The 23,843-nt window shown below is 30.8% G+C and carries 22 protein-coding genes; 16 read left to right on the top strand and 6 right to left on the bottom strand.

Features of this window, described 5'->3' with window-relative positions; translation table 11 throughout:
• Positions 1-20: 20 nt before the first annotated feature.
• The 3 genes from ISP02_RS07220 to hfq are packed head-to-tail and all read left to right on the top strand — an operon-like array spanning position 21 to position 2,126.
• Positions 21-962, top strand: a complete 942-nt coding sequence (locus ISP02_RS07220) for an alpha/beta hydrolase (protein WP_195720907.1) — start codon at positions 21-23, stop codon at positions 960-962.
• Between the two features lie 5 nt (positions 963-967).
• A complete protein-coding gene (gene miaA / locus ISP02_RS07215) occupies positions 968-1,912 on the top strand; it encodes a tRNA (adenosine(37)-N6)-dimethylallyltransferase MiaA (RefSeq protein WP_195720906.1) in 945 nt (314 codons plus the stop codon).
• A gap of 4 nt (positions 1,913-1,916) precedes the next feature.
• Positions 1,917-2,126 carry an RNA chaperone Hfq gene (gene hfq / locus ISP02_RS07210; RefSeq protein WP_195720905.1) on the top strand — a complete coding sequence of 70 codons (210 nt, stop codon included), beginning with the start codon at positions 1,917-1,919 and terminating at the stop codon, positions 2,124-2,126.
• A gap of 111 nt (positions 2,127-2,237) precedes the next feature.
• Here the strand turns inward: hfq and ISP02_RS07205 are convergent, their stop codons facing one another.
• Positions 2,238-2,711, bottom strand: coding sequence for a glutathione peroxidase (locus ISP02_RS07205; protein WP_195720904.1), 474 nt, complete (start codon positions 2,709-2,711; stop codon positions 2,238-2,240).
• Between the two features lie 107 nt (positions 2,712-2,818).
• Between ISP02_RS07205 and hflX the strand changes: the two genes are divergently transcribed.
• From hflX to ISP02_RS07180, 5 genes are all read left to right on the top strand, one after another.
• On the top strand, positions 2,819-4,075 hold the full coding sequence (hflX, locus tag ISP02_RS07200; RefSeq protein WP_195720903.1) for a GTPase HflX: 1,257 nt from the start codon (positions 2,819-2,821) through the stop codon (positions 4,073-4,075).
• Positions 4,072-5,310 (top strand): methionine gamma-lyase family protein, encoded by a 1,239-nt coding sequence (locus ISP02_RS07195; protein ID WP_195720902.1) that lies wholly within the window; start codon positions 4,072-4,074, stop codon positions 5,308-5,310. The genes hflX and ISP02_RS07195 overlap by 4 nt, the downstream gene beginning before the upstream one ends.
• Before the next feature lie 251 nt (positions 5,311-5,561).
• The gene (locus ISP02_RS07190; RefSeq protein WP_195720901.1) at positions 5,562-5,930 is read left to right on the top strand and encodes a MerR family transcriptional regulator; all 369 of its coding nucleotides are present in this window, start codon (positions 5,562-5,564) and stop codon (positions 5,928-5,930) included.
• A 22-nt stretch (positions 5,931-5,952) separates the two neighbouring features.
• Positions 5,953-7,293, top strand: coding sequence for a type I glutamate--ammonia ligase (gene glnA / locus ISP02_RS07185; RefSeq protein WP_195720900.1), 1,341 nt, complete (start codon positions 5,953-5,955; stop codon positions 7,291-7,293).
• Between the two features lie 1,504 nt (positions 7,294-8,797).
• Positions 8,798-12,160: a YSIRK-type signal peptide-containing protein gene (locus ISP02_RS07180; RefSeq protein WP_195720899.1), complete on the top strand. Its 3,363-nt coding sequence runs from the start codon at positions 8,798-8,800 to the stop codon at positions 12,158-12,160.
• 86 nt (positions 12,161-12,246) lie between these two features.
• Here ISP02_RS07180 and ISP02_RS07175 read toward each other — a convergent pair whose 3' ends face one another.
• On the bottom strand, positions 12,247-12,732 hold the full coding sequence (locus tag ISP02_RS07175) for a DUF4231 domain-containing protein (protein WP_195720898.1): 486 nt from the start codon (positions 12,730-12,732) through the stop codon (positions 12,247-12,249).
• A 724-nt stretch (positions 12,733-13,456) separates the two neighbouring features.
• On the opposite strand from ISP02_RS07175, the gene ISP02_RS07170 reads away from it, so the two are divergent.
• Positions 13,457-13,651 (top strand): hypothetical protein, encoded by a 195-nt coding sequence (locus ISP02_RS07170; protein WP_195720897.1) that lies wholly within the window; start codon positions 13,457-13,459, stop codon positions 13,649-13,651.
• A 724-nt stretch (positions 13,652-14,375) separates the two neighbouring features.
• Here ISP02_RS07170 and ISP02_RS07165 read toward each other — a convergent pair.
• Together ISP02_RS07165 and ISP02_RS07160 are read right to left on the bottom strand one after the other, a co-directional pair.
• Positions 14,376-14,534 carry a hypothetical protein gene (locus ISP02_RS07165; RefSeq protein ID WP_195720896.1) on the bottom strand — a complete coding sequence of 53 codons (159 nt, stop codon included), beginning with the start codon at positions 14,532-14,534 and terminating at the stop codon, positions 14,376-14,378.
• Positions 14,535-14,727: 193 nt separating this feature from the next.
• Positions 14,728-14,919 carry a hypothetical protein gene (locus ISP02_RS07160; RefSeq protein WP_048794008.1) on the bottom strand — a complete coding sequence of 64 codons (192 nt, stop codon included), beginning with the start codon at positions 14,917-14,919 and terminating at the stop codon, positions 14,728-14,730.
• A 192-nt stretch (positions 14,920-15,111) separates the two neighbouring features.
• On the opposite strand from ISP02_RS07160, the gene nucI reads away from it, so the two are divergent.
• The gene (gene nucI, locus ISP02_RS07155; RefSeq protein ID WP_195720895.1) at positions 15,112-15,654 is read left to right on the top strand and encodes a thermonuclease NucI; all 543 of its coding nucleotides are present in this window, start codon (positions 15,112-15,114) and stop codon (positions 15,652-15,654) included.
• Positions 15,655-15,746: 92 nt separating this feature from the next.
• On the opposite strand, the gene ISP02_RS07150 is transcribed toward nucI, so the two are convergent.
• Positions 15,747-16,616: a hypothetical protein gene (locus ISP02_RS07150; protein ID WP_195720894.1), complete on the bottom strand. Its 870-nt coding sequence runs from the start codon at positions 16,614-16,616 to the stop codon at positions 15,747-15,749.
• Positions 16,617-16,910: 294 nt separating this feature from the next.
• On the opposite strand from ISP02_RS07150, the gene ISP02_RS07145 reads away from it, so the two are divergent.
• Complete coding sequence (locus ISP02_RS07145; RefSeq protein WP_195720893.1) at positions 16,911-17,369, top strand: sugar phosphate isomerase family; 459 nt, start codon at positions 16,911-16,913, stop codon at positions 17,367-17,369.
• A 63-nt stretch (positions 17,370-17,432) separates the two neighbouring features.
• Positions 17,433-18,065, top strand: a complete 633-nt coding sequence (locus tag ISP02_RS07140) for a hypothetical protein (RefSeq protein WP_195720892.1) — start codon at positions 17,433-17,435, stop codon at positions 18,063-18,065.
• A 62-nt stretch (positions 18,066-18,127) separates the two neighbouring features.
• Here the strand turns inward: ISP02_RS07140 and ISP02_RS07135 are convergent, their stop codons facing one another.
• Positions 18,128-19,495, bottom strand: a complete 1,368-nt coding sequence (locus ISP02_RS07135; RefSeq protein ID WP_195720891.1) for an aspartate kinase — start codon at positions 19,493-19,495, stop codon at positions 18,128-18,130.
• A gap of 191 nt (positions 19,496-19,686) precedes the next feature.
• Between ISP02_RS07135 and ISP02_RS07130 the strand changes: the two genes are divergently transcribed.
• From ISP02_RS07130 to ISP02_RS07115, 4 genes are read left to right on the top strand one after another with little or no spacing between them, the layout of a single operon-like run.
• The gene (locus ISP02_RS07130) at positions 19,687-20,967 is read left to right on the top strand and encodes a homoserine dehydrogenase (protein WP_195720890.1); all 1,281 of its coding nucleotides are present in this window, start codon (positions 19,687-19,689) and stop codon (positions 20,965-20,967) included.
• A 5-nt stretch (positions 20,968-20,972) separates the two neighbouring features.
• Positions 20,973-22,034, top strand: coding sequence for a threonine synthase (thrC, locus tag ISP02_RS07125; protein WP_195720889.1), 1,062 nt, complete (start codon positions 20,973-20,975; stop codon positions 22,032-22,034).
• A 1-nt stretch (position 22,035) separates the two neighbouring features.
• Positions 22,036-22,956, top strand: coding sequence for a homoserine kinase (thrB, locus tag ISP02_RS07120; RefSeq protein ID WP_195720888.1), 921 nt, complete (start codon positions 22,036-22,038; stop codon positions 22,954-22,956).
• A gap of 45 nt (positions 22,957-23,001) precedes the next feature.
• On the top strand, positions 23,002-23,805 hold the full coding sequence (locus tag ISP02_RS07115) for a Cof-type HAD-IIB family hydrolase (protein ID WP_195720887.1): 804 nt from the start codon (positions 23,002-23,004) through the stop codon (positions 23,803-23,805).
• Positions 23,806-23,843: the final 38 nt, after the last annotated feature.

Raw genomic sequence — 23,843 nt, 5'->3', positions numbered from 1 at the left:
CATGAATGGAGGCAAACTACATGGGACAAAGTAATTTAAAGATAACAGTTGCAGATGGCGCGACGTTAGAAGTTAAATTAAATAAGGCTAATAAGTCTACCATCGGTGTAGTGCATATTTTTCATGGCATGGCAGAACATATGGGACGTTATCAAGAGTTGGTAGCAGCATTAAATCAACAAGGATATGACGTTATAAGACACAATCATAGAGGCCATAATCAAGAGGAACTTGAAAAAAATATTGGACATATCGATGATTTTGATCAAGTAGCAACAGATGCATTTGAAGTAGCACAAACCTTATGTGCAAATTATAAAGACTTACCATACATTGTTATAGGACATTCAATGGGCTCGATTATTGCTCGTGTATTTGCACAAAAGTATCCAAAATCTATAAACGGATTAATCTTAACTGGTACGGGTTACTATCCTAAAATTTTAGGATTAATATTACAATTTGTATTAAAATGTATTACTATATTGTTTGGTAAACGTAAACGTTTGAGTTGGGTAAATAATTTAATGTATAAATCATTAAACAAACGAATTGAACACTTAAAAACAAAAAGTGATTGGTTGTCATCAGACGATGAGCAAGTACAAGCCTTTATTAAAGACGATAGAACAGGATTTTTAGTTTCTAATCAATTGATTTATCAAACTGTAAAACACATAGTCAAAACAAGCAAACAAAAATTTATAACACAAATGAATCCATCAATGCCAATATTAATGATTTCAGGTAAAGAAGATCCTCTTGGAAATTATGGGAAAGGTATCCACAAACTCGGCAAATTATTTAAACGTGGTAATGTTAAGCACATAACGGTGCATTTATATAAAAATAAACGGCATGAAATATTATTGGAAAAAGAACATGAAATGATATGGCACCATATGTTTGAATGGATTAATAAGCAAATATTAAGAGCGCAGAGAATACAGAAAAGTGAGTGATAAAAGTGCAACATCAGAAACCTTTCATCGTTGTTATTGTGGGGCCAACAGCTGTGGGTAAAACTGAGTTTAGTATTGAATTAGCGAAGAGAATTAATGGTGAAATTATTAGTGGTGATTCTATGCAAGTATACAAAGGCATGGATATTGGTACTGCTAAAGTATCTAACGAAGAAATGGATGGCGTAGCTCACTATATGATTGATATTTTAGAACCAGATGATAATTTTTCAGCTTATGATTTCAAAAAGAGAGCACAGACATTAATAGAGACAATTACTGCAAAAGGGAAAGTGCCTATAGTTGTCGGAGGCACTGGTCTTTATATACAATCACTTATTTATAATTATGCTTTTGAAGATGAGACGATTAGTCATGCACAAGAAAAAGAAATCGAGACGAAAATGCAGCAATATGAAACATATTCTAATAATGAGCTACATAATTACTTAAAGTCGTTTGATCCCGAATCTGCACAAGCAATTCATCCAAATAATCGAAAAAGAGTATTACGTGCAATTCAATTTTACTTAAAAACAAAAAAACTTTTAAGTTCTCGCAAGAAAATGCAACAATTCACAGAAAATTATGATACATTATTATTAGGGATGGAAATGTCGCGTGACCTATTATATGACAGAATAAATAAACGCGTAGATATAATGTTGGAGAACGGATTATTAAGTGAAGTAGAACAACTCGTTGAACATGGATATGAATCATGTCAAAGCATGCAAGCTATTGGATATAAAGAGATAGTTCCAGTAGTGAAAGGGAGTGTTTCGATAACACAAGCTTCAGAAAAGCTTAAGCAACACTCACGAAATTATGCAAAACGCCAAATGACTTGGTTTAAGAATAAACTGGACGTGATTTGGTTAAATAAAGAGACGAAGTCACTTTCATTAATCTTAGATGAGGTTTCCGCCCAAATAAACAAAAGGAGTTAGTAAGATGACTACACAGAACAACAACCAAGACCAATTCCTAGGGCACTTTAAAGCCGAGAAGACAAAAGCTGTTGTCTTTTTAATTAATGGCTTTCAAATCAAAGGTGTAATCGAAGATTTTGATGAGTCAACTGTTTGCTTGTTTTCACAAGAAAAGCCACACCTAATTTACAAGCACGCAATCAGTACTTTTACAATCGATGATAGCGAGTAACCCAATATAAGTTCAAGTAAAAAAGGTTATAACTTATCTGATATGCAACGTTATTACAACGCGTATAATCAGGTCTGTTATAACCTTTTTCGATGTTTTAATACCTTCAAATTATAGTAATGCTTTAATATCTTCTTCTAATTGTTCAGGTTTTTTTTGAGGAGAGAAACGTTTAATAACGTTGCCTTCTCTATCTACTAAAAATTTTGTGAAATTCCATTTAATTTTTTCGTTAAGGAAACCATTTTGAGACTCGGTTAAAAATTCAAATAAAGGGTGTTGATTTGGACCTTTAACGTCAATCTTTTCATGTATAGGGAATGAAACGCCATAATTAATTTTACAATTTTGTGTAGCTTCTTCGCCTGTACCAGGTTCTTGATTTCCAAATTGATTACAAGGGAATCCAAGCACCATTAAACCTTGATCTTTGTATTGTTCATATAAATACTGTAAACCTTCAAATTGTGGTGTAAAGCCACACTCGCTTGCTGTGTTAACGATCAGGAGTACATCGCCTTTATATGATTCTAATTGATATTGTTCTCCATTTGATTTTTGTACTGAAATATCATAAATACTCATTGTTATCACCTCTGTTAACAATAATTTAACATAAATTCCTATGATAGTCTTTATATTCACACTGTGATAAAATGACTTAGATAAAACTAAGAAATGGGGTGCATGACATGGGCCAACATAAAACATATGATACAAAAATAAAACTTGAAAGCGCAATAATAGTTGGAGTGCATGCGCAAGAGGAAGAAAACTTTGATTTTGATTCAACTATGGAAGAATTAGAAGCACTTTCTACAACTTGTAAACTAGATGTTAAAGAGCAATTTACACAAAATAGAACGCACTTTGACAATAAGTATTATGTAGGTAAAGGCAAACTAGATGAAATAAAAGCATATATCTCATTTAACGATATAGACGTTGTGGTTACAAATGATGAATTAACGACAGCACAGTCAAAATCATTAAATGGCCAACTGAACATTAAAGTTATCGATCGTACGCAGTTAATACTAGAAATATTCGCATTACGTGCGCGTAGTAAAGAAGGTAAACTGCAAGTGGAGCTAGCACAGTTAGATTATTTAATGCCACGTTTGCAAGGACACGGCAGAAGTTTATCTAGATTAGGTGGAGGTATTGGTACTAGAGGTCCAGGGGAAACTAAATTAGAAATGGATCGTCGTCATATTCGTACACGTATGAATGACATTAAACATCAATTACAAACTGTGGTAGACCATCGGGAACGCTATAGGGCTAAAAGAGAGCAAAACAATGTTTTTCAAGTCGCATTAATCGGATATACTAATGCTGGAAAGTCGTCCTGGTTTAATGCCTTAGCTCAGGAGACTACTTATGAACAAAATTTACTTTTTGCTACATTAGACCCTAAGACGCGTCAAATTCAAGTTAATGAAGGCTTTAATTTTATCTTGTCCGATACGGTAGGTTTTATTCAAAAATTACCGACGACTTTGATCGCGGCGTTTAAATCCACCTTAGAAGAAGCGAAAGATGCAGATTTATTATTGCATGTTGTGGATAGCAGTCATCCTGAATATAAAACGCAATATGACACGGTAAATCAAATCATTAACGATCTAGATATGGCGCATATACCACAGGCCATTATCTTTAATAAAAAAGATTTACATGAAGGAGTACAGCCTTCAACTAATAAACCGCATGTGTTTGTGTCTAGTCAAGATGAGCATGATATTCATGTGGTTAATGATTTGCTTATACAAGAAATTAAAAGAACATTGACTTATTACGAGGAAACTTTAGCTAGTAGTGAAGCTGACAAACTTTATTATTTAAAACAACATACACTCGTTACTGAATTAAATTTTAATGAAAAAGAAGAAACATACGAAATAAAAGGCTACCAAAAAGTAAACGAAGGAAGTAAAAATGAATGACATCTATAAAGCAACTAGTAAGAAAATCTGAAGAAACGTTAAGACCATATTTTGACGACATTGAAGCAATTGCATTAAGCAATCAAGAAAAAGTCCTCAATGCATTTCATTCTGTCAAAGTAACTGAAAATGATTTACAGGGTACTACAGGTTATGGTTACGATGACTTCGGCAGAGATCATTTAGAACAAATATATGCGCATACGTTCAAAGCAGAGGATGCCTTAGTACGTCCGCAAATTATTTCAGGAACGCATGCGATAACTATAGCATTACAAAGCACATTGAAATACAATGATGAATTGTTATATATCACAGGAAACCCATACGATACTTTATTAGAAGTTATCGGTATTAATGGCAATGGGATAGAAAGTTTACAAGAACACGGGGTTGTTTATAATAAGATAGACTTGAAAAATGGTGCCATAGACACACAGTCTGTATTAGCACATATGAGTAAGCAAACAAAAGTTGTGGCAATACAACGTTCAAAAGGTTACGATCAACGTCCTTCAATTAACATAGATGAAATTGAAAGAGCTATCCAATTAATTAAAGCTCAATTTCCTGAAGTCATTGTTTTTGTAGACAATTGCTATGGTGAGTTTGTCGAATTACGTGAGCCAATTGAATGTGGCGCTGATATCATTGCGGGTTCTTTAATCAAAAATCCGGGGGGCGGTTTAGCTAAAATAGGTGGCTATATTGCTGGGAGGAATGATTTAATTCAACGCTGTGGTTATCGTTTAACTGCTCCAGGTATTGGTAAGGAAGCGGGTGCCTCACTAGATACACTACAAGATATGTATCAAGGTTTCTTTTTAGCACCGCATGTTGTTAGTCAAAGTTTAAAAGGCGCTATATTTACAAGTTTATTATTGGATAAGTTAGGTATGACAACAACACCGAAATATAATGTGCCGAGAACAGATTTGATTCAAACTGTGACGTTTACAGATAAAGAGCAAATGATACAATTTTGTCAAAGTATACAACATGCTTCGCCAGTAAATGCACACTTCAGCCCTGAACCTGCGTATATGCCAGGTTACGAAGATGATGTGATAATGGCGGCTGGTACTTTTATACAAGGATCGTCAATTGAATTATCTGCAGATGGTCCCATACGTCCACCTTATGAAGCTTATATTCAAGGTGGTTTAACATACGAACATGTGAAAATTGCTGTTACTAGAGCTGTAGAGCAATTAAGAGAAAACAACTTAGTTTAATATCATGGGAATAGTAGTGGTTAAAAACATCAATTCATTTTATTGAATTGATGTTTTTTAAGCTAAATTATGTGAATTTCAGACTAAATATTGTAGGAATTTTCTAAAAATTTATTTAAAGAATTTTAGCATAGTGCTGAAAGTATTGAAATATCAGCTTTTATAAAGATGTAAGGAAACATGACATATCTTTGAATTACTGTCTTGAATGTGCTAAATTATCTATAAGTTCAAATATAGAGGTGATGGAAATGAAGTCAAAAGATGCATTGCGACGAAATATGCCCGTCTTCTCTATGAGTGTTGTTAGTAAATTAAGTGAATTATCACCAAGACAAATACGTTATTACGAAACACATGAACTCATTTCGCCTTCAAGAACACAAGGTAACAAACGCATGTTTTCATTAAATGATTTGGAAAAATTATTAGAAATTAAAAACTTAATTGAAAAAGGTTTTAATGTCAAAGGTATTAAGCAAATATTTAACGATGATCATGCGCATTTATCAACTGAAGAACAAGAAATTAGAAAAAGAATGATTGTGGATACAACACAAAAACCACAAAGCGAAGCTCTACCGATAAATCGCGGAGACTTATCACGATTTATTAAATAAAATTACTGGAGGACATTACATAATGCCAAAACGTACATTTACAAAAGAAGATATTCACAAGTTTGCCAAAGAGGAAAATGTAAGATACTTAAGATTACAATTCACAGATATTTTAGGAACTATCAAAAACGTAGAAGTTCCTGTTAGCCAATTAGAAAAAGTTTTAGATAATGAAATGATGTTTGATGGTTCTTCTATCGAAGGATTTGTTCGTATCGAAGAATCAGACATGTATCTTTATCCGGACTTAGATACTTGGGTGATTTTCCCATGGACTGCAGGTCAGGGTAAGGTTGCTCGTTTAATTTGTGATATTTATAAAACAGATGGAACACCATTCGAAGGCGATCCTCGTGCAAATTTAAAACGTACGCTTAAAGAAATGCAAGAATTAGGCTTTACTGACTTAAACTTAGGGCCTGAGCCAGAATTCTTCTTATTCAAATTAGATGAAAAAGGTGAACCAACATTAGAATTAAATGATGATGGTGGTTACTTCGACTTAGCACCAACAGACTTAGGTGAAAACTGTCGTCGTGACATCGTACTAGAATTAGAAGATATGGGCTTTGATATCGAAGCAAGTCACCATGAGGTTGCACCAGGTCAACACGAAATTGACTTTAAATATGCCGACGCAGTAACAGCTTGTGATAATATCCAAACATTTAAATTAGTTGTTAAAACTATTGCGCGTCAACATAACCTACATGCGACATTTATGCCTAAACCACTATTTGGTGTTAATGGTAGTGGTATGCACTTTAACGTATCATTATTTAATGGTAAAGAAAATGCATTCTTTGATCCAAATGGTGATATGCAATTAACTAAAGATGCTTATCACTTTATTGCTGGTATTCTTAAAAATGCTCGTGGTTTCACAGCAGTATGTAATCCATTAGTAAACTCATACAAACGTTTAGTTCCAGGTTATGAAGCACCATGTTACATTGCTTGGAGTGGTAAAAACCGTTCACCACTTATTCGTGTTCCATCTTCTCGTGGGCTATCAACAAGAGTTGAAATCCGCTCAGTAGATCCTGCAGCAAACCCATACATGGCATTAGCTGCAATTTTACAAGCTGGTTTAGATGGTATTAAAAACAAATTAGAAGTACCAGAACCAGTAAACCAAAACATCTACGAAATGAATCGTGACGAACGTGAAGCTATTGGTATCGAAGACTTACCTTCACAGTTATACACAGCGATTAAATCGATGCGCGAAAACAAAGTCATCAAAGAAGCACTTGGTAATCACATTTACAATCAATTTATTAATTCTAAATCAATTGAATGGGATTACTATAGAACGCAAGTGTCCGAATGGGAAAGAGAACAATATATGAAACAATACTAGGTGCTAAGTAAAGGGGACTAGTGCTAGGTATATAAACAACTCGGGTCATTCCTAATAGAATGATTTCGGGTTGTTTTTTTGCATACATTATTATAATGAATCACGTTTTGAGTGTAATTTGAGTGTAAACTTTTAAAAGTATATGCTTTCCTTGGATAAATTTCTCAAAAACTTATATCGTTCTGTGTTGTACATTTTCCGTAACATATTTTATTTAATAGATTAATCAATTCATTAATATTTTTTATTAGGACAATGAATATATTTAATTTTATCTCGAAAGTATTTGAAGTAATCTTTTCGCAAATGATAAGTTGAAGCGTATGTCAATTTTTTACAGCGTTTACTTTTAGAAGGTCATCCTTAGTCGCAACATGAATAAACTGAATAAAAGATAATTAAAGCATTTTTACACACTATTATCACAATACCAATTAATAAAGTATAGCAAAACTTAAATGAAAGCTATGCTTAATCTTTAAAGCTATGAATTATTAGATAAAAAGTAAGCAAAATAAAAAGTTTAAGCACATGTTAGTGATAGCTGATATGAAAGTTATAATTAAAGTGACGTATTAAGTTAATCTACGTTAGAACAAGAAATTGTCGGTGAGCCAGAAATTATAAAAGTAACTTGTAGAATTGGTAGAAACTTTTTATATAAAGACCCTGAAATAAAAGGAACTTTGGTGTAGATTAGCATCTAAGAAGAAGTATTTTTTTCTAACTAATATCTGTTTTTTTACTAAAGTACAAAAGAGTATATACAAAAGGATAGATTTATCAATATATTATATTTAGAAGTTAATTGAATTAACTTCTAAATAAGGATATATAGCGTTCGAAGTAGTAAAATTCTACTTAGGTAGGATAGAATAGCCTTTCCCAATAAGTCTAGTTAAGTTACGGGCAAGTACTTTTAGTACTTGCCTCTTTTTTTATATTAGTGATATTTTACTTTGTTAATTTTTTATTATTCATATATAGATATTGTTAAATTAAAAATTAATTTTTAAAAAGATATCAACTGTTTTATGGAAATAATGTAAATAAAACTAATAGTGATCATGTAAATATATAATTTTTTACTAAATAAATACTACTATTTTACTATATGATTAAAATTTCTTCACAATTATAATAAAATATAATAATCTTTTCTTGTATAACTTACATAGCTAATTAGCGGAATTATAATACCTACTTCCCAGTAATTGTAAAATAGTAAGTTGTACATAAGTTGTTTAAATAACTAACTCGTAAGCGTAGCCCGTAAGTTCTCACTTACGGGTTTTTTATTTATATAAAAAGCATGAGAAAAGTTTGATTTTCAGTAATATATTATTGTTTTTTACATTATAATGCTTTTAATTTTACCATATAAGGTTATAGTCTTTTTTAAATATAATTGAATAAATTATAATTGTTTTATAACAAATTTGTATTAAATTAAATTATTTATACGAATTTGGTAAAATAAAATTTAGTAAAGTGGGTAAGAAAATTGGAATTTTATAAATCATGTTTAGGTAAAAAAGATAATAAGTACTCAATACGTAAGTTTAGCGTAGGTATTGCTTCAATCTTAGTAGGGAGTGCATTTATTTATGGTAATAGTAATGAAGCAAAGGCTTCTGAAGAATCAGTAAATAATCAAAACACTCAGCAAAATGAAATACAAAATGGGAATCAAGAAAGTAGAAATTCAGAAGGAACTCAAAATCAAGCACTCCAACAAAATGTTTCAAGTAATACGCATATGTCTACAAATGATGTGCAAGATCAAACAACACAGCCAACAAATCAACCGAATGAATCATTAACAACAAGAAGTGCACAACCACAAAGAGTTCAAGCGCCTGTACAAAACAATAGTGATAATATACAATCTGAGGCGCAAAAAGAAAAAGCGCCTTTAAAATCAACTAATGTAGAAAGTAAAGTAGTTGATAAAAATACAAAAAAATTAGATGTAGTTAAATATGTTGAAGATAATAGTAATCAATTGACGGATGTAGAAAGAAAATTCTATTTAAGAGCAGTAGCAAGAGAAACAAGTATAAGTAATAACAGTTGGAAAAACGTATACGATAAAGAATACTCTAAAGTGAGTGAGTTAAACGGACAAAACGTTGCAGAAAACAAAGTAGAAAATGTTAATGCTATTACAAAAGCAGTGAGTGATTTAATTAAAAATAGAGATAGCGACTCATACTACACTAATTTAAGAAGCGATAATACTGGAAATCAAGCAAATAAATTTACTTTAAATAATAATATCCAACGCACACAAGAAGGCAATCAAATAATTAACCTTGGATTAAGTAAAGATATTATACCAATCACGTATCCACATAATGGTAAATGGTTACCTTGGGATCACAGATTTGATATTTGGGGTTTACGAACAAATAACTCATTGAATAGCAAGATTGAAGAAGTGCGTATAAAATATAAGTGGAAAGGTCAAAGTGTAGATGAAGTTCTAACTCGAGATAAAGATGGTTTCTATTGGTTAAAAGAAAACGAAAAATATAAAGCAAAAGCACATATAGGTGGAGGTGTAAACTTTCATTTAAAATTAAAGAAAGATGCAATTTTGGATAAAGCAAGGGACGCAGCTTGGGGATATATATTTAGTGATGCAGAACATTTCTTTCCGCAATCAGCAGTTACATTTGGTTTCCAAAAATTCAATTTTTCACAGTCAGGCTTTGACAAAAACTTTAATAATAATAATTTAAATGGTGTGAAACAAAAATTAACAACTAAATTGAATAATATACAAAGTGGTTTATTTACTCAACCTGGTGGAAATAAGGACTACTATTTACAACTTGTTACAAAAGCAACGAGTAATTTACAAGACTACAATGACTATAAACGTGCAAAATTAACTTTAGAAAACATAAATAAACGTATAGATGTAGCATTAAAAGAGGTTAAACCTGTTAAAATAAGCGGCCTGACTGTCGACTCAAATAGCAAAATGAAAGACATCCTTGATTATATTAATAATCAAAAAGCACACTTATCGCAACCTGAACTAGAATTATTTTTAAGAAATGCCTCACGCATTACAAATACGCCAAATCTGTGGAAATCATACAATGAAAATGGAAATTCAACACAAACAACTAGTATATCTGGCAAAAGTGAAGATATTAATTATATAAATAAGTTACTTAAAGACATGCAAAGTTTTATTGAAAGTCGTAATAGTGATAACTTATATAAAGAATTTGCTAAAGATACTGCTGTTAAAACTTTAGCAAATCATTTTGGACTAACTAGTATAACTCAAGAAAATGGTAAACAAGTAGCTAATATAGAAATTAAAAGAGATGGATTAGAATTAGATAAATTTGAGGGTGGAAAATATAATGATGGGTTAACTCGTTTTGAACAAAGAGCCCTAAGAACAAATGAATCAATTAATAATAAAATTGAGAAAGTAACAGCTACTTATCGATGGCAAGGTAAAAATTACGAAGATGTATTAACTAGAGATGATAAAGGTTTTTATTGGTTTAGAGAAGATGTAAAATTTCCTAACGGTAAAAAGTCTGTAGGTGGAACAGTTAATTTAAAAGTTACTTTCAAGAAAGATACGCTATTGAATAAAGATACTGATAAAATGTGGGGTTATAATATTAGTGATGCCAATGAGGCATTAACTGTTTTCGGGTCTAATATTGGTTTTAGTAGAATTAATCTCGATAATTCTGAAACTAATTTTAATGTCAAAACACTATCGAATTTAAAAGAAAGTGTATTAAACAACGTTCAGTCATTAGCACCTGTATTCTTAAATGATGATACTACTGTTAACGAGTTTAACCAAAGAATTAATAATATAAATACTTCAGCAAGTACGCAAAATGAATTTGAAAATGCAAAAGATCAATTAGTTATGATTAACCATCAACTTGCTAAAACTGCGTTAAAAAATAACTTAATTGTCGTACCAGAAGAAAAACAGCATTTAGGTCAATATGCACAAGAAGTAGAAGATAGCCATTTCTCAAGTTTCCAATCACTAAATACTGATCCTAACAATTCATTAAATTCAGATAGTTCAATAGTTATTAAACCTAAAGGGTACTTTTTCTATAATTTTAAAGCAGAAAATGAATTAGCTCCTGGTAAGAAAATTAATATAAAACTAGTAGCTAGTAAAGTGGATCCTAAAACAAAATTCCAATATTCTGTTCAAAATGGTCAAAATGTTTACCTTGCTGGTATTTCAGAAATACCTAAAGTAAGTGAAGGTAACTATACATTAGATGACTATGTAATTCCTGAAGGCGCAAAAAAATTCACATTGCGTATAGATAATAGAGAAGGTACTACTAATACTAACGTAAAAGGATTTAAATTAGTACCAGCAGAGGGTAATGATAGTAATTCTAAAGTACCAAATTTAGTAGTGATTCCTGAAGATGGTCAAAATATAAAAACTTATGCTGCAAACCATAAGGATTCATATTTTTCAAGTTTTCAATCTTTAAACACAAATCCTGTTAATACATTTAATTCAGATGGATCATTAACATTGAAACCGAATGGCTACTTTTTCTATAATTTTAAAGCAGAAAACGAATTAGCTCCAAATAAAAAGTTTAATATCAAAGTAATGTCTAATTCTGTAGATCCTAAAACAAAGTTTGAATATGGCTTCCAAATTGCCGGTGTTAAATTTGGAAATACAATTAAAGCTATCGTTAAATCAGAAGAAGGAATATATAGCGTAGAAGATGTAGTAGTTCCTGAAAATGCTACTTCAGTAGCATTAAGACTTGATAATCGTTTAGGAAAACAAAATGCTGAAATACAAGGTGTTTTCGTTTTACCGTCAAATGCATAATAAAAAACCTGCCTAACTGGGCAGGTTTTTATTATTCGTTATATGACGATTTGAAGCTGATCTAATTGAATAGGTCAACTATGTATTTAATTTAGAATTTTAGTTGCATTTGACGATAATAAATTATCCAAATCTTCGAATTCTTTTTGAATCGTTTTCCAGTCTCTATTTTCTTCTATGATTATACTCTCACTACTTAACACAAGTAACTTTAACGCATTTGTTTTATTATAAGGTTCTACTCTTTCTAAATATAAATACTTCTCCCGTTTTAATGCTTCGCAAGTGATTTTAAATCGAATGTAATTCTCATTATACTTTTTGTAGGCATTAATCGATTGTGAAACAACTAAAAATAAACAAATAATAGTACAAGAAGTTGATAATATAATAGAATTATACATAAAAGAATTAGTAGTTAAAACTGTAGCACTGGCAGCTGAGATAATTTGAATAGTTTTAAAAATATTATCGCTATGTTTTGCATGGTTACTTTGGATATAATAATAGTTTATTTGTTTATCAAGTCTATCTTCAATATAGTTAAATTCCAATTCCGAATCCGATTTCAATACATTCACTCCTACTTTAAAATTCCGACAAAAATAAGTATATACTTTTTTAAAATTCGAATTTTTACTATTAAATAGAATATATTTTACTTATTAAGTACATGAAATGTATAGATGAATATAAACATAGAAGTAAGGATATAATTCAACAAATAAGAATAATAAAATAATAAAGTTATTTCAAAGTCACTAAAAAGTAATGGGGAAAGTCATCCTAATACATGAAATTATAATAAGGACTACTGAATAGTAATCAACATTGGAGTGCAATAATGGGCATTAAGTTATTTCCAAGGGATTAACAAATAAGTGGTTTTTAGAACCAGTGAAAACAATTGTTTTCTTGTCTTGATACTATCCTCCTCCCAAATGTTTCATTGGGAAAGAGTTATTTAGTAAGCTTTGTCATAATAATATGATAACATGGGTTGTTCTGTGAAACGTCTTAGTGATTGACACGGATTGTGTCTCAAATGAGGGAAGTTAGAGTGATGCCGATAACTAAACCTACTTATTATTGAATAGGCGTCTAAGTATCCGTGGTTTTATTGAGGCGGTTATTTTTTACTTATACGAACGCAATTTCTGTAGGTGTGTGAAAAGCTTAAGTGGCAGTTTTTCACAATACGAGAACAGACCATCCGATATTATCTGACTTTAAATAGAGTATTTTAATATTTATTGGGTATATATAGGATAACCATATTTTAAGGAAGTGACGAACATGCAAGAAGTTAAATTAGAAATTTTAGAAGCAGATTCATTAAAAGATTTAGAAGCAAAAATTAATGAATATCTTAAAAGTGATGAAGTATCAGATTATAAATTATTAAACTCGACAGTTCGTGAATTTGAGGAACAGAGATATCCAGCAACTGAAGAAAAATTCACTACATTTTTAACATTAATTAAAAGTTAATTATACTGCATATTAATATTGAAAGTACCAATAAAGTTAAAAATACTTTGTTGGTACTTTTTATTGTAGAAAATAACGACAATAATTATATTATGTAAATTAATGACGCTGTAACATGTGCCATTTTTCTTTCATGAAATTACTCACTACATACGTAAGTATTCATTTTTATATTTATACAAATTAAGCGTAAGTAGAATAACGTGATAAAGATAATACAGTAGTTACTAATGCGATATTTAATATTAGAATGTATACAATATTATCGGCCTGAACGGATCAGGAGAGAGATTTTAATGGGTACGATTATCGGTAATTGCATCCTACAATGAGTTCAACAGACGATAAGCAATTTTATTAAATGAAGGTAATTTAGACATTATGTTGCAAAATACTATTTTTGCAGAACTAATCAAAGTAAAAGAATGATATAGTATTTTTCAAATATATAAATCCTTTGGCTGTGAAAGAACAATTGCTTTTAATAGACATTGGAAAAGATTTGACTAGCAATGAAATTTTACGTATCTTATTTTTGTCAGATGAAAATATAAAAATTACACTAATTATGTTATCTATAAACTAGAAAGACGTGAGGTCCAATTTGTAAAAGGTCAACATATAGCTATAACAATAATAGAGATTTAAAAAGCTAGCTATAATTAAAAAAGTATAAACAATAAATAAAAGATACAAGCTACAAATAATAGCGTGTATCTTTTATTTATTGTTTATCATTATACTGTTCCACTAGGGATAAAATTTTGTTTACTTGTTCACTAGGTGTATGAATAGGTATTCGATGTTGAAATAAGTTTCCTTTAGAAGTTTGTACTGTGTATTTAATATCATTTGACTCTTTTAATAGATTAATAATTTTCATTAATGCCATCCTGCCCCTTCGCAATATCATTACTTACTAAATGAGAATTTACTATAAAATAAATATTACCCGATAAATATTAATTAAAACTTAAGAAGTGCAAAATATTAAATGAGCGATTAAAAAAAGAGCAAACGCATATTTAAGCACCATTAAGAACGTTACAATGATGTTAAAATGCAGAGACTCTTAGCTATTTTTTATTCTTTTTGGATACAATGGATTGTATCAATACAATAATAAAACCTACGAATATGCCCAAGAAAATGGCTAGCATAGCAGACACTATAAGTGGTAGCTGAAATTGATATTGTAATATTAAACCAACTATAATTGCGATAACAACAGCTATAATTGAAATCATGTTTTCTTTAAAAATACTCAAGTTTATTCAACTCCTATCGTAAGTCATTATAACATGTTGTCTTAATACAAGGATATAAAAAATAATATTGTCATTAATTTGCTAAAATTAGAAGAACTAGTCCTTATTATTTAATTAATGAATTATATATTGACGGTCTTTATTTTATTATATATGATAAATCGGTACGTAATTAGCAAAGTAGGTGCAATAATGAAATCATCAAAGCAAATGACCTTATTAATTTGTTGCGTTGTCGTAGTTGGTGTGTTGACTTTTCAATATATAAATCATGCAGGACCATTCGCCAATAATGACAATAAAACCACTGAAAACGGGCTTAAAAACGCAAGTAAAGTCCATGTAGAAAGAGTAGTAGATGGAGACACTTTTATTGCAAAAGATAGTAATAATAAAGAAATTAAAGTTAGACTTATTGGTATAGATACACCTGAAACAGTTAAGCCAAATACGCCTGTACAACCATATGGTAAAGCTGCTTCAAATTTCACTAAAGAACATTTAACAAACAAAGATGTATATTTGGAATATGATAAAGAACCAAAGGATAGATATAGTCGTACGTTAGCATACGTATGGTTAGATAAAAAGACGATGTTGAACGAACTATTAGTGAAAAAAGGACTAGCTAGAGAAAAATATTTTGCCCCAAATGGTAAATATCGTGATGTTTTTAAAAAGGGTCAAGCAGAGGCTCAATCCAAACACTTAAATATTTGGAATAGCAATAATTAATTTTATTCTATTGCCATTGTTTAAAGCAATGTCATTATGGATAAAAAAAGAGCACTGTTATCTTTTATTGATAGCAGTGCTCTTTTGAAGTCTTAGTCAGTAAAACGTTCAACTAATCTGTCGAATTGTTCTTTAGATAATGATTCTTCGGCAGTAGTAACAGTTTCTTCAATAATATCTTTTAAACTTGATTTAGAAGAAACAGTTTCAACATATTTTTCACGCTCAGTTGGTCCATCTATTAAATTAACAGATCCATCGGTAAAGTATACTAAACCAATATTCTTGATGCTGTGGTTAACGCGCTCTTTAATTTTTTCTTGTAAAATTTTAGTATTATAAGCAGCTTCTTTATAAGGGTCTTGACTGTAAAAATCAAAGATAACAGTATCATTTTTAATACGCTCAATAAATGTATAACTCGTCATGCGTGTTGAATTAAATTGGCTATGAAACTTATTAGCAATATAGCGACCAACGATTTGATCTTCTGTTTTATCGATTATGTCGTTATTTTTGTCTTGTTCTGGATCAACGTTAAAGTGATAAAAAGTTTTTTGTCTCCAATTTTTAACATCAATATTGAAAAGTCCTTTTTCAGTAATGACAATATAGTCAAATGGACGTGCATATTCAAAAAATGGATGCTTTACAGCTAAATTACTAGTCGAAATAATTTCAAAATTATTTAATTTATTACTATCGACAAGTTTATTCATAATTTCATTTAAATCTTGCTTTGCTTTTCTAATGCCATGATGATGTTTATCATTGTTAGCATCGAAATTAAGCATTTGGTTTCTTAAATTTGTATTTTCGGTAGATACTGTGCTAATTTTTCTAACTAATTGTGTCTTAGCGTATATTTCGGTATCTAATTTATTTTGCATGAAACGGTGGTCAAGATATAAAGCAATAATCAATAAAAAGATGATTATTAGCAATATTATAGAAAGAAACATCTTTATCATCCTAATCTACTTAAAATTTAAAATATAAATGAACAGTAGTTAAATACTAACATACTATTAGTTCAACGGCATATCTACTCTTATTAATTATATAAAAAATACAACTAATTAATCAATAATAATAACTAAGTTTATTATCTACATAGAAAAATTAAAAAAATAAATATCACAAAATTTATTATATAAATTGCTTTTTTTGGCAATGCTTTGTTTTTTAGTTGAACTAACATTAATAATTGAATTATGCTAAAAGTAATAACAAGAATTGAACAGGGAGGAAATCAAATGCGTGCTTCTGATAAAGTATTACAAGAGAGAATATCCGCAATAGTCGACAATGATATTATTGCATTTGATAATCATCCTGTGTCTTATAGAGTTATAGATACTTTGTATAGTAACAATACAAAAATTGCTCTAATAAGTTACTCAACAGATATCATACATTATGCTGCTAAAAACACTAATTTTAATATTATTATACCTACAGGTCAGGTGAATAGTACTTTTCATGTAGTTATAGGTGAAACTGTGTGTGACACTTTTAAAAAATATCACATCAAACAATATTTTATGTCAGCACCCTATCGGCTCAATAGAGAATTATTTCAAACTTATGAGGAGGTAGCACAAATACAACAAACATTATTTAAAAGAACGGAATCCATATATTTGATGAATTATCCCGAAATCATTACTTCATATGATGAAGATCAATATTATAAAGTCGGAGAAATGTCATAAATTCCTACAAAATAAGTAGTAATTTTGCTATAACAATTGAAAAAACATAGGACAGCTTATATAATGAAATTATTGAAAACGCTTACTTTAGGAGGTGGCAGTCGTTTGAATGAAGAATTTAAGAACGTAAAAACTGTTGTATACGAATTAATTAATAAAGTAGGTAATTATTTTAAATTTAACGGAGAAATAGCAAAACAACTTTTTCTACATGATGCCTTTGACTTAGATAAAAAAATTGATATTAGCGTACAACGTACATATTTTTCCGAAGTAATTAAATATATACCTGAAGGGTTTACTATTAAATTGTATGATGAACAACATGAAAGCATAGATTTTACTAAAATTAATTTTAAATCGCTTACGCATGCAAATATATATGATGGAGATACGATGATAATGACAATTATCATATACGATGTTAAAAATGATGAATGGATGTTTCGTTTAGATAATAATATAAGATTACCTGAAAAGCATATCTATTTCCATTCAATTAAATGGGATGTTGATTATGTTAAGCCCGAAATAGTGTTGATGTATGAATTGTTAGATCCTATTGATTATCATCAATTACCTAATTATCGTAATGTCATCGATGCGTTAAGTTATTATCAATTTGTGATTTTACGTTTAGTAGTAGGAGATGAACGCATCAATCAGGCTCTTATATCAGAAAAAAATGTAATATAAAATCCTTTGAATCATTAAGTATAAACATAATGTTTATACTAAGATTTAAAGGATTTTTGTGTTTATGAGAGGATACATTTCCCGTTATAACAATACTCATAAGTAGCTTTTACTGCTTTTTCAGCATCGTTCACATCGATGCCGAACATTATAGATATTTCTGAAGCACCTTGATTCATCATTCTAAGGTTAATCTTTGATTCTGCTAAGGCATGTGTAATGCGGCTAGCAGTACCAATAATACGATGCATGCCTTCACCAACAATCATTAAAATAGCTAAATCGTGTTCGATACTTAATTCATCTACGTCACAATGTTTTCTAATGTCACTTAATACTTGTTCTTCTTTGTTTTCAATTTCTTTGGAACGCATAATGATACTAATACTATCAATACCTGATGGCATATGATCAAAAGAAATATTATAATCTTCTAACACGCCTAAAACTTTACGCGTAAAGCCAACTTGTCTATTCATTAAATATTTCTTGATGTTTATAACTGTGAATCCTTTATCACAGCTAATACCACTTACAACATTGTTAGTATTAATTTCTCTATCGTGACGTATGTATGTACCTAATTCATGCGGTTTGTTTGTGTTTTTTATTAACACAGGAATACGGTCTTTATGTAATGGTTGTAAAGCCTCATCATGAAAAACACCAAATCCTGCATAAGATAGTTCTCGCATTTCACGATAAGTTATTTCATCGATAACTTGTGGTTGTTTTACGATCATAGGGTTAGCTCTGAAAATACCTGAAACATCTGTAAAGTTTTCATATAAATCAGCTCTTACACCTCTTGCAACAATTGCTCCAGTAATATCTGATCCCCCTCTAGGGAATGTAACGACGTAATTTTGTCTTGATATACCAAAGAAGCCCGGGATGATTAATTTTTCTTTATAATTACGTAAGTTGAACAATGCTTCGTAGGATTGATCTAATATTTGTGCATTTTGTGGTAAATCACTTACTGTAATACCAGCTTCGCCAGGTGAGACATAACGGGTAGGTATGCCTTGACTATTATTGTATTCAGCTATGATTCGTGCATTAAAATCTTCACCACAAGAAAGCAGTGCATCTAGTAAACGAGGAGGTTTATTTTTCAATGTAGTAATATATCGCTCTAAAGTTTCATCGATAGATTTTAAAATATGCTCATCCATTTGAAGTTCATCAACAATATCTGCATAACGTTGAACGATTTCCTCCTTTTTTGAAGAATAGTTCAAGTTACCAATTACTTTTTCATATAACCTAATTAATAAATCAGTCGTTTTAACATCTGATTTATGTCTTTTACCTGGAGCAGATACAATTGTTATCTTTCTGTCAGCATCAGAATTGACAATCTGTAATACTTTTTTTATTTGTTCTGCATTAGAAACAGAACTTCCACCGAATTTAGCTACTTTCATAATTTTACAACCTTTCAAAAAAATCAGAATATTTTATTTAGTTTTGTTAATAACAATGATAGGATATTAATATAATTCAAAACTAGCAAACTTTACAAATTTTGGGAATGAATTTATACTATATCATATTCTAGTATTTTTCAAGAATACAATTGTATTTTTTAGAAGAACAACAACGGAGGAATGAAGTTATGAAGGAATTGAACGTAGCATTACTTGGTTTAGGTACTGTGGGATCAGGTGTTGTAAAAATTATTGAAGAGAATAGACAACAAATCATTGAAACAATTAATAAAGAAATTAATATAAAACACATTTTAGTAAATGATATTACTAAAAAGAGACCCATTAACGTTAGCAAATATCATTTAACTGAAGATGTAAATGACATATTAGAGGACGAATCTATCGATATTGTAGTCGAGGTTATGGGAGGCATTGAGCCAACAGTCGATTGGTTGAAGAGTGCTTTAAGCCAAAAAAAACATGTTATTACTGCAAATAAAGACTTACTTGCTGTTCATTTAAATGTTCTTGAAGATCTAGCTCAAAGCAATAGTGTTGCATTGAAATATGAAGCAAGTGTTGCGGGAGGCATTCCAATTGTTAACGCTATAAATAATGGTTTAAATGCTAATAATATTAGTAAATTTATGGGGATTTTAAATGGTACGTCTAACTTCATATTAAGTAAAATGACGCGCGAACAAACTTCATTTACAGATGCATTAGATGAAGCGCAACGTTTAGGTTTTGCCGAAGCAGATCCGACTGATGACGTTGAAGGTATTGATGCCGCTAGAAAAGTAGTTATTACTTCTTACTTATCATTTAACCAAGTTATTAATTTAACTGACGTTGAACGTAAAGGAATTAGTGATGTTACATTAGAAGATATTCAAATTGCCGATGATTTAGGTTACAAAATTAAATTAGTAGGTAAAGGCACATATGAAAAAGGTAAAGTGAATGCATCCGTAGCACCTACTTTAATTAGTAAAGAACATCAATTGTCAGCGGTTGAAGATGAATATAATGCGATTTATGTGATAGGTGATGCTGTAGGAGAAACAATGTTCTATGGTAAAGGTGCCGGCAGCTTAGCTACAGGAAGTGCGGTTGTAAGTGACTTATTAAATGTTGCTTTGCAATTTGAATATGATTTACACACGCTGCCACCTCATTTCGAATTAAAAACTGAAGAAACAAAAGAAATGATGGATGATGAAGATACTGTCACTATTAAAGAAAAATCAAACTTCTATATTGTTATAAATACAAATAGTGAAGATATAAATAAAATAGAGTCTGATATCAAACAGGCACTACCTCTGCATAAAAACCTAGAAGTAACTAAAAGAAATAACGATACTATTAGTGTCGTAATATTAGGTATTGATGAGTCACCTGAGCAATTAATAGCTAATGAAGGTTTTGACGTAAATAAAGTATATCCAGTAGAAGGAGTTTAATAATTATGAAAAGATGGCAAGGTTTAGTAGAAGAGTTTAAATCGTATTTACCTGTAAGTGAGGACACTCCTAAAATTACATTAAATGAGGGGCAAACACCTTTAGTGCACTGTCAAAACTTGTCAGATATGTTGGATATTGAGTTATATGTTAAATATGAGGGGGCAAATCCTACCGGCTCATTTAAAGATAGAGGAATGGTAATGGCAATGGCTAAAGCCAAAGAAGAAGGCAAAAAAATTGTTATCTGTGCTTCTACCGGTAATACATCTGCATCAGCGGCTGCTTATGCTGCTAGAGCAGGACTTAAAGCCATTGTAGTCATTCCTGAAGGAAAAATAGCATTGGGGAAATTATCGCAAGCCGTTATGTATGGTGCTGAAATAGTTTCAATCGAAGGTAATTTTGATGAAGCTTTAGAAATCGTTAAAGAAGTTGCTGAAAATGGTGAAATCGCATTAGTAAATTCAGTTAACCCATATCGTATTGAAGGGCAAAAAACAGGTGCTTTCGAAGTTGTACATCAATTAGATGGTGTAGCACCAGATATTTTAGCGATACCCGTGGGTAACGCTGGTAATATTACTGCTTATTGGAAAGGTTTCAAGGAGTTTCATGACCAATTAGATACACAATTGCCTAATATGTATGGTTTCCAAGCTGAAGGCGCCTCTCCAATTGTACAGAATAAAATAGTGAAAAATCCTGATACTGTAGCAACAGCTATTCGCATTGGGAATCCAGCTAGTTGGAAAAAAGCTACAAGCGCAATTAATGAATCAAACGGTCTAATCGATAGTGTTACGGATGAAGAAATTTTAGAAGCATATAAATTAATGGCTTCTAAAGAAGGTATATTTAGCGAACCTGCAAGTAATGCTTCAATTGCTGGTTTAATAAAATTACATAGAGCTAATAAATTACCTAAAGGAAAAAAAGTTGTGGCTGTATTAACAGGAAATGGCTTAAAAGATCCTGATACAGCTATATCGTTATTAGATGATCCAATCCAACCACTACCAAATGATAGAGAAAGTATTTTGAAGTATATTAAAGGAGCACTTTAATATGAAACATGTATTAAATTTAAAAGTACCGGCATCTACAGCTAACTTAGGTGTCGGTTTTGATTCTATTGGAATGGCCTTAAATAAATTTTTATATTTAGAAGTTAAAATCAATGATAAATCTCATTGGCGCTTCAATCATATTGGACCTAATGTTGATGATTTACCAACAGACGAAACACACTATATTTATCACATTGCACAGCAAGTTGCGGCTAAATATGACGTTATTTTACCTAATCTAGACATTGAAATGAGAAGTGAAATCCCATTAGCTAGAGGTTTAGGCTCATCTGCATCAGCTTTAGTAGGAGCATTATACATAGCAAATTATTTTGGAGACATTGAATTATCTAAATATGAGTTATTACAACTAGCTACCGAGTTTGAAGGACATCCAGATAATGTGGCACCAACTATTTATGGCGGATTAGTCTTAGGATATTATAATGCTGATTCCAACGTTACTGATGTATCATATATTGACACTCCAAAGGTTGATGTTATTGTAACAATTCCTCCATATAAATTGAAAACTGAGGATTCACGCAATGTACTTCCAGATACCTTCTCATATAAAAAAGCAGTTCAAAATAGTGCGATTAGTAATACTATGATAAGTGCGCTTATCCAACACAATTACGCATTAGCTGGAAAAATGATGGAACAAGACGGTTTTCATGAACCATTTAGACAATTTTTAATTCCAGAGTTTGAAAAAGTGAAAGCAATTGCTAAAACTCACCAAGCATATGCGACGGTAATTAGTGGCGCTGGACCAACCATTATGACATTAATAAGTCGCGAACAAAGCGGCGAATTAGTGAGGGAATTAAAAAAGCAATTTCATGATTGTAAGTCAGAACTTTTATCAATAAATGAGTCAGGGGTTATTGCCGAAGAGGTATACCAAAAACATTAAATTAGTGTATGATAGTGTTAAGAAGTTGAAAGGAGCAATAACCACATGAATAACTATAAATTGATAGTAATGGATATGGACGATACGCTAATGAATCATGAGAATGAGGTAAGTGAAGAAACTAAAAATTACTTGATCCGCATTCAAGAAGAGGGCTATAAGGTTGTCTTAGCTTCCGGTAGACCTACTGAAGGTATGTTACCAACTGCTCGTCTACTAAATCTAGATAAAAACCAGAGTTATGCTATCAGTTACAATGGTGGTAAAACGGTAAACGTTGCTACTGAAGAAGTAGAAGTTAATAGACCAGTAACTAAAGAAAATTTTGATCTAATTGTAGATTATTGTCGCAGAAACGAATTTTTCGTCCTGACTTATCATAATGGACATATTATTTATGAAGGCGAACATGAGTATATGAACATTGAATCGGAGTTAACCGGCTTACCGATGAAAAAAGTAGATGACCTTAAATCATATATTCAAGAAGATGTTCCAAAAGTGATGGGGGTAGATTATGTCGCTAACATTGTTAAAGCATTGGACTCATTAAATGGTTACTTTAATGAAGAAATAGATGTTACTACAAGTAAACCTTATTTCCTTGAATTTATGGCTACAGGAGTTTCGAAAGGGAATGCTATAACTTTATTATGCAATAAATTAAATATTGAGTTATCACAAGTCATTGCTTTTGGAGACAGCCCTAACGATATTTCTATGCTTGAAATAGTAGGTCGCTCATATGCAATGGATAATGCGAGTGATAGAGTAAAAGCTGTTGCTGACAAAGTAACATTAAGTAATGCTAACAATGGTATTCCTTATGCCTTGAAAGATATATTATAAATAGAAAAAGTCGAATGATTAATTAATCATTCGACTTT

It is taken from the genome of Staphylococcus durrellii, from assembly GCF_015594545.1.
GTDB classification, from domain to species: Bacteria; Bacillota; Bacilli; order Staphylococcales; family Staphylococcaceae; genus Staphylococcus; species Staphylococcus durrellii.
The sequence above is the reverse complement of the archived record's forward strand: the minus strand, read 5'-3'. Positions and strand labels throughout refer to the sequence as shown.

What these genes read in the sequence shown, in the direction of transcription:
- ISP02_RS07220 (WP_195720907.1), top strand. Translation starts at nt 21, where the DNA reads ATGGGACAAAGTAATTTAAAGATAACAGTTGCAGATGGCGCGACGTTA.
- hfq (WP_195720905.1), top strand. Translation starts at nt 1,917, where the DNA reads ATGACTACACAGAACAACAACCAAGACCAATTCCTAGGGCACTTTAAA.
- ISP02_RS07205 (WP_195720904.1), bottom strand. Translation starts at nt 2,711, where the DNA reads ATGAGTATTTATGATATTTCAGTACAAAAATCAAATGGAGAACAATAT.
- hflX (WP_195720903.1), top strand. Translation starts at nt 2,819, where the DNA reads ATGGGCCAACATAAAACATATGATACAAAAATAAAACTTGAAAGCGCA.
- ISP02_RS07195 (WP_195720902.1), top strand. Translation starts at nt 4,072, where the DNA reads ATGACATCTATAAAGCAACTAGTAAGAAAATCTGAAGAAACGTTAAGA.
- ISP02_RS07190 (WP_195720901.1), top strand. Translation starts at nt 5,562, where the DNA reads ATGAAGTCAAAAGATGCATTGCGACGAAATATGCCCGTCTTCTCTATG.
- glnA (WP_195720900.1), top strand. Translation starts at nt 5,953, where the DNA reads ATGCCAAAACGTACATTTACAAAAGAAGATATTCACAAGTTTGCCAAA.
- ISP02_RS07170 (WP_195720897.1), top strand. Translation starts at nt 13,457, where the DNA reads ATGCAAGAAGTTAAATTAGAAATTTTAGAAGCAGATTCATTAAAAGAT.
- ISP02_RS07165 (WP_195720896.1), bottom strand. Translation starts at nt 14,534, where the DNA reads ATGAAAATTATTAATCTATTAAAAGAGTCAAATGATATTAAATACACA.
- nucI (WP_195720895.1), top strand. Translation starts at nt 15,112, where the DNA reads ATGAAATCATCAAAGCAAATGACCTTATTAATTTGTTGCGTTGTCGTA.
- ISP02_RS07150 (WP_195720894.1), bottom strand. Translation starts at nt 16,616, where the DNA reads ATGTTTCTTTCTATAATATTGCTAATAATCATCTTTTTATTGATTATT.
- ISP02_RS07145 (WP_195720893.1), top strand. Translation starts at nt 16,911, where the DNA reads ATGCGTGCTTCTGATAAAGTATTACAAGAGAGAATATCCGCAATAGTC.
- ISP02_RS07140 (WP_195720892.1), top strand. Translation starts at nt 17,433, where the DNA reads ATGAAATTATTGAAAACGCTTACTTTAGGAGGTGGCAGTCGTTTGAAT.
- ISP02_RS07135 (WP_195720891.1), bottom strand. Translation starts at nt 19,495, where the DNA reads ATGAAAGTAGCTAAATTCGGTGGAAGTTCTGTTTCTAATGCAGAACAA.
- ISP02_RS07130 (WP_195720890.1), top strand. Translation starts at nt 19,687, where the DNA reads ATGAAGGAATTGAACGTAGCATTACTTGGTTTAGGTACTGTGGGATCA.
- thrC (WP_195720889.1), top strand. Translation starts at nt 20,973, where the DNA reads ATGAAAAGATGGCAAGGTTTAGTAGAAGAGTTTAAATCGTATTTACCT.
- thrB (WP_195720888.1), top strand. Translation starts at nt 22,036, where the DNA reads ATGAAACATGTATTAAATTTAAAAGTACCGGCATCTACAGCTAACTTA.
- ISP02_RS07115 (WP_195720887.1), top strand. Translation starts at nt 23,002, where the DNA reads ATGAATAACTATAAATTGATAGTAATGGATATGGACGATACGCTAATG.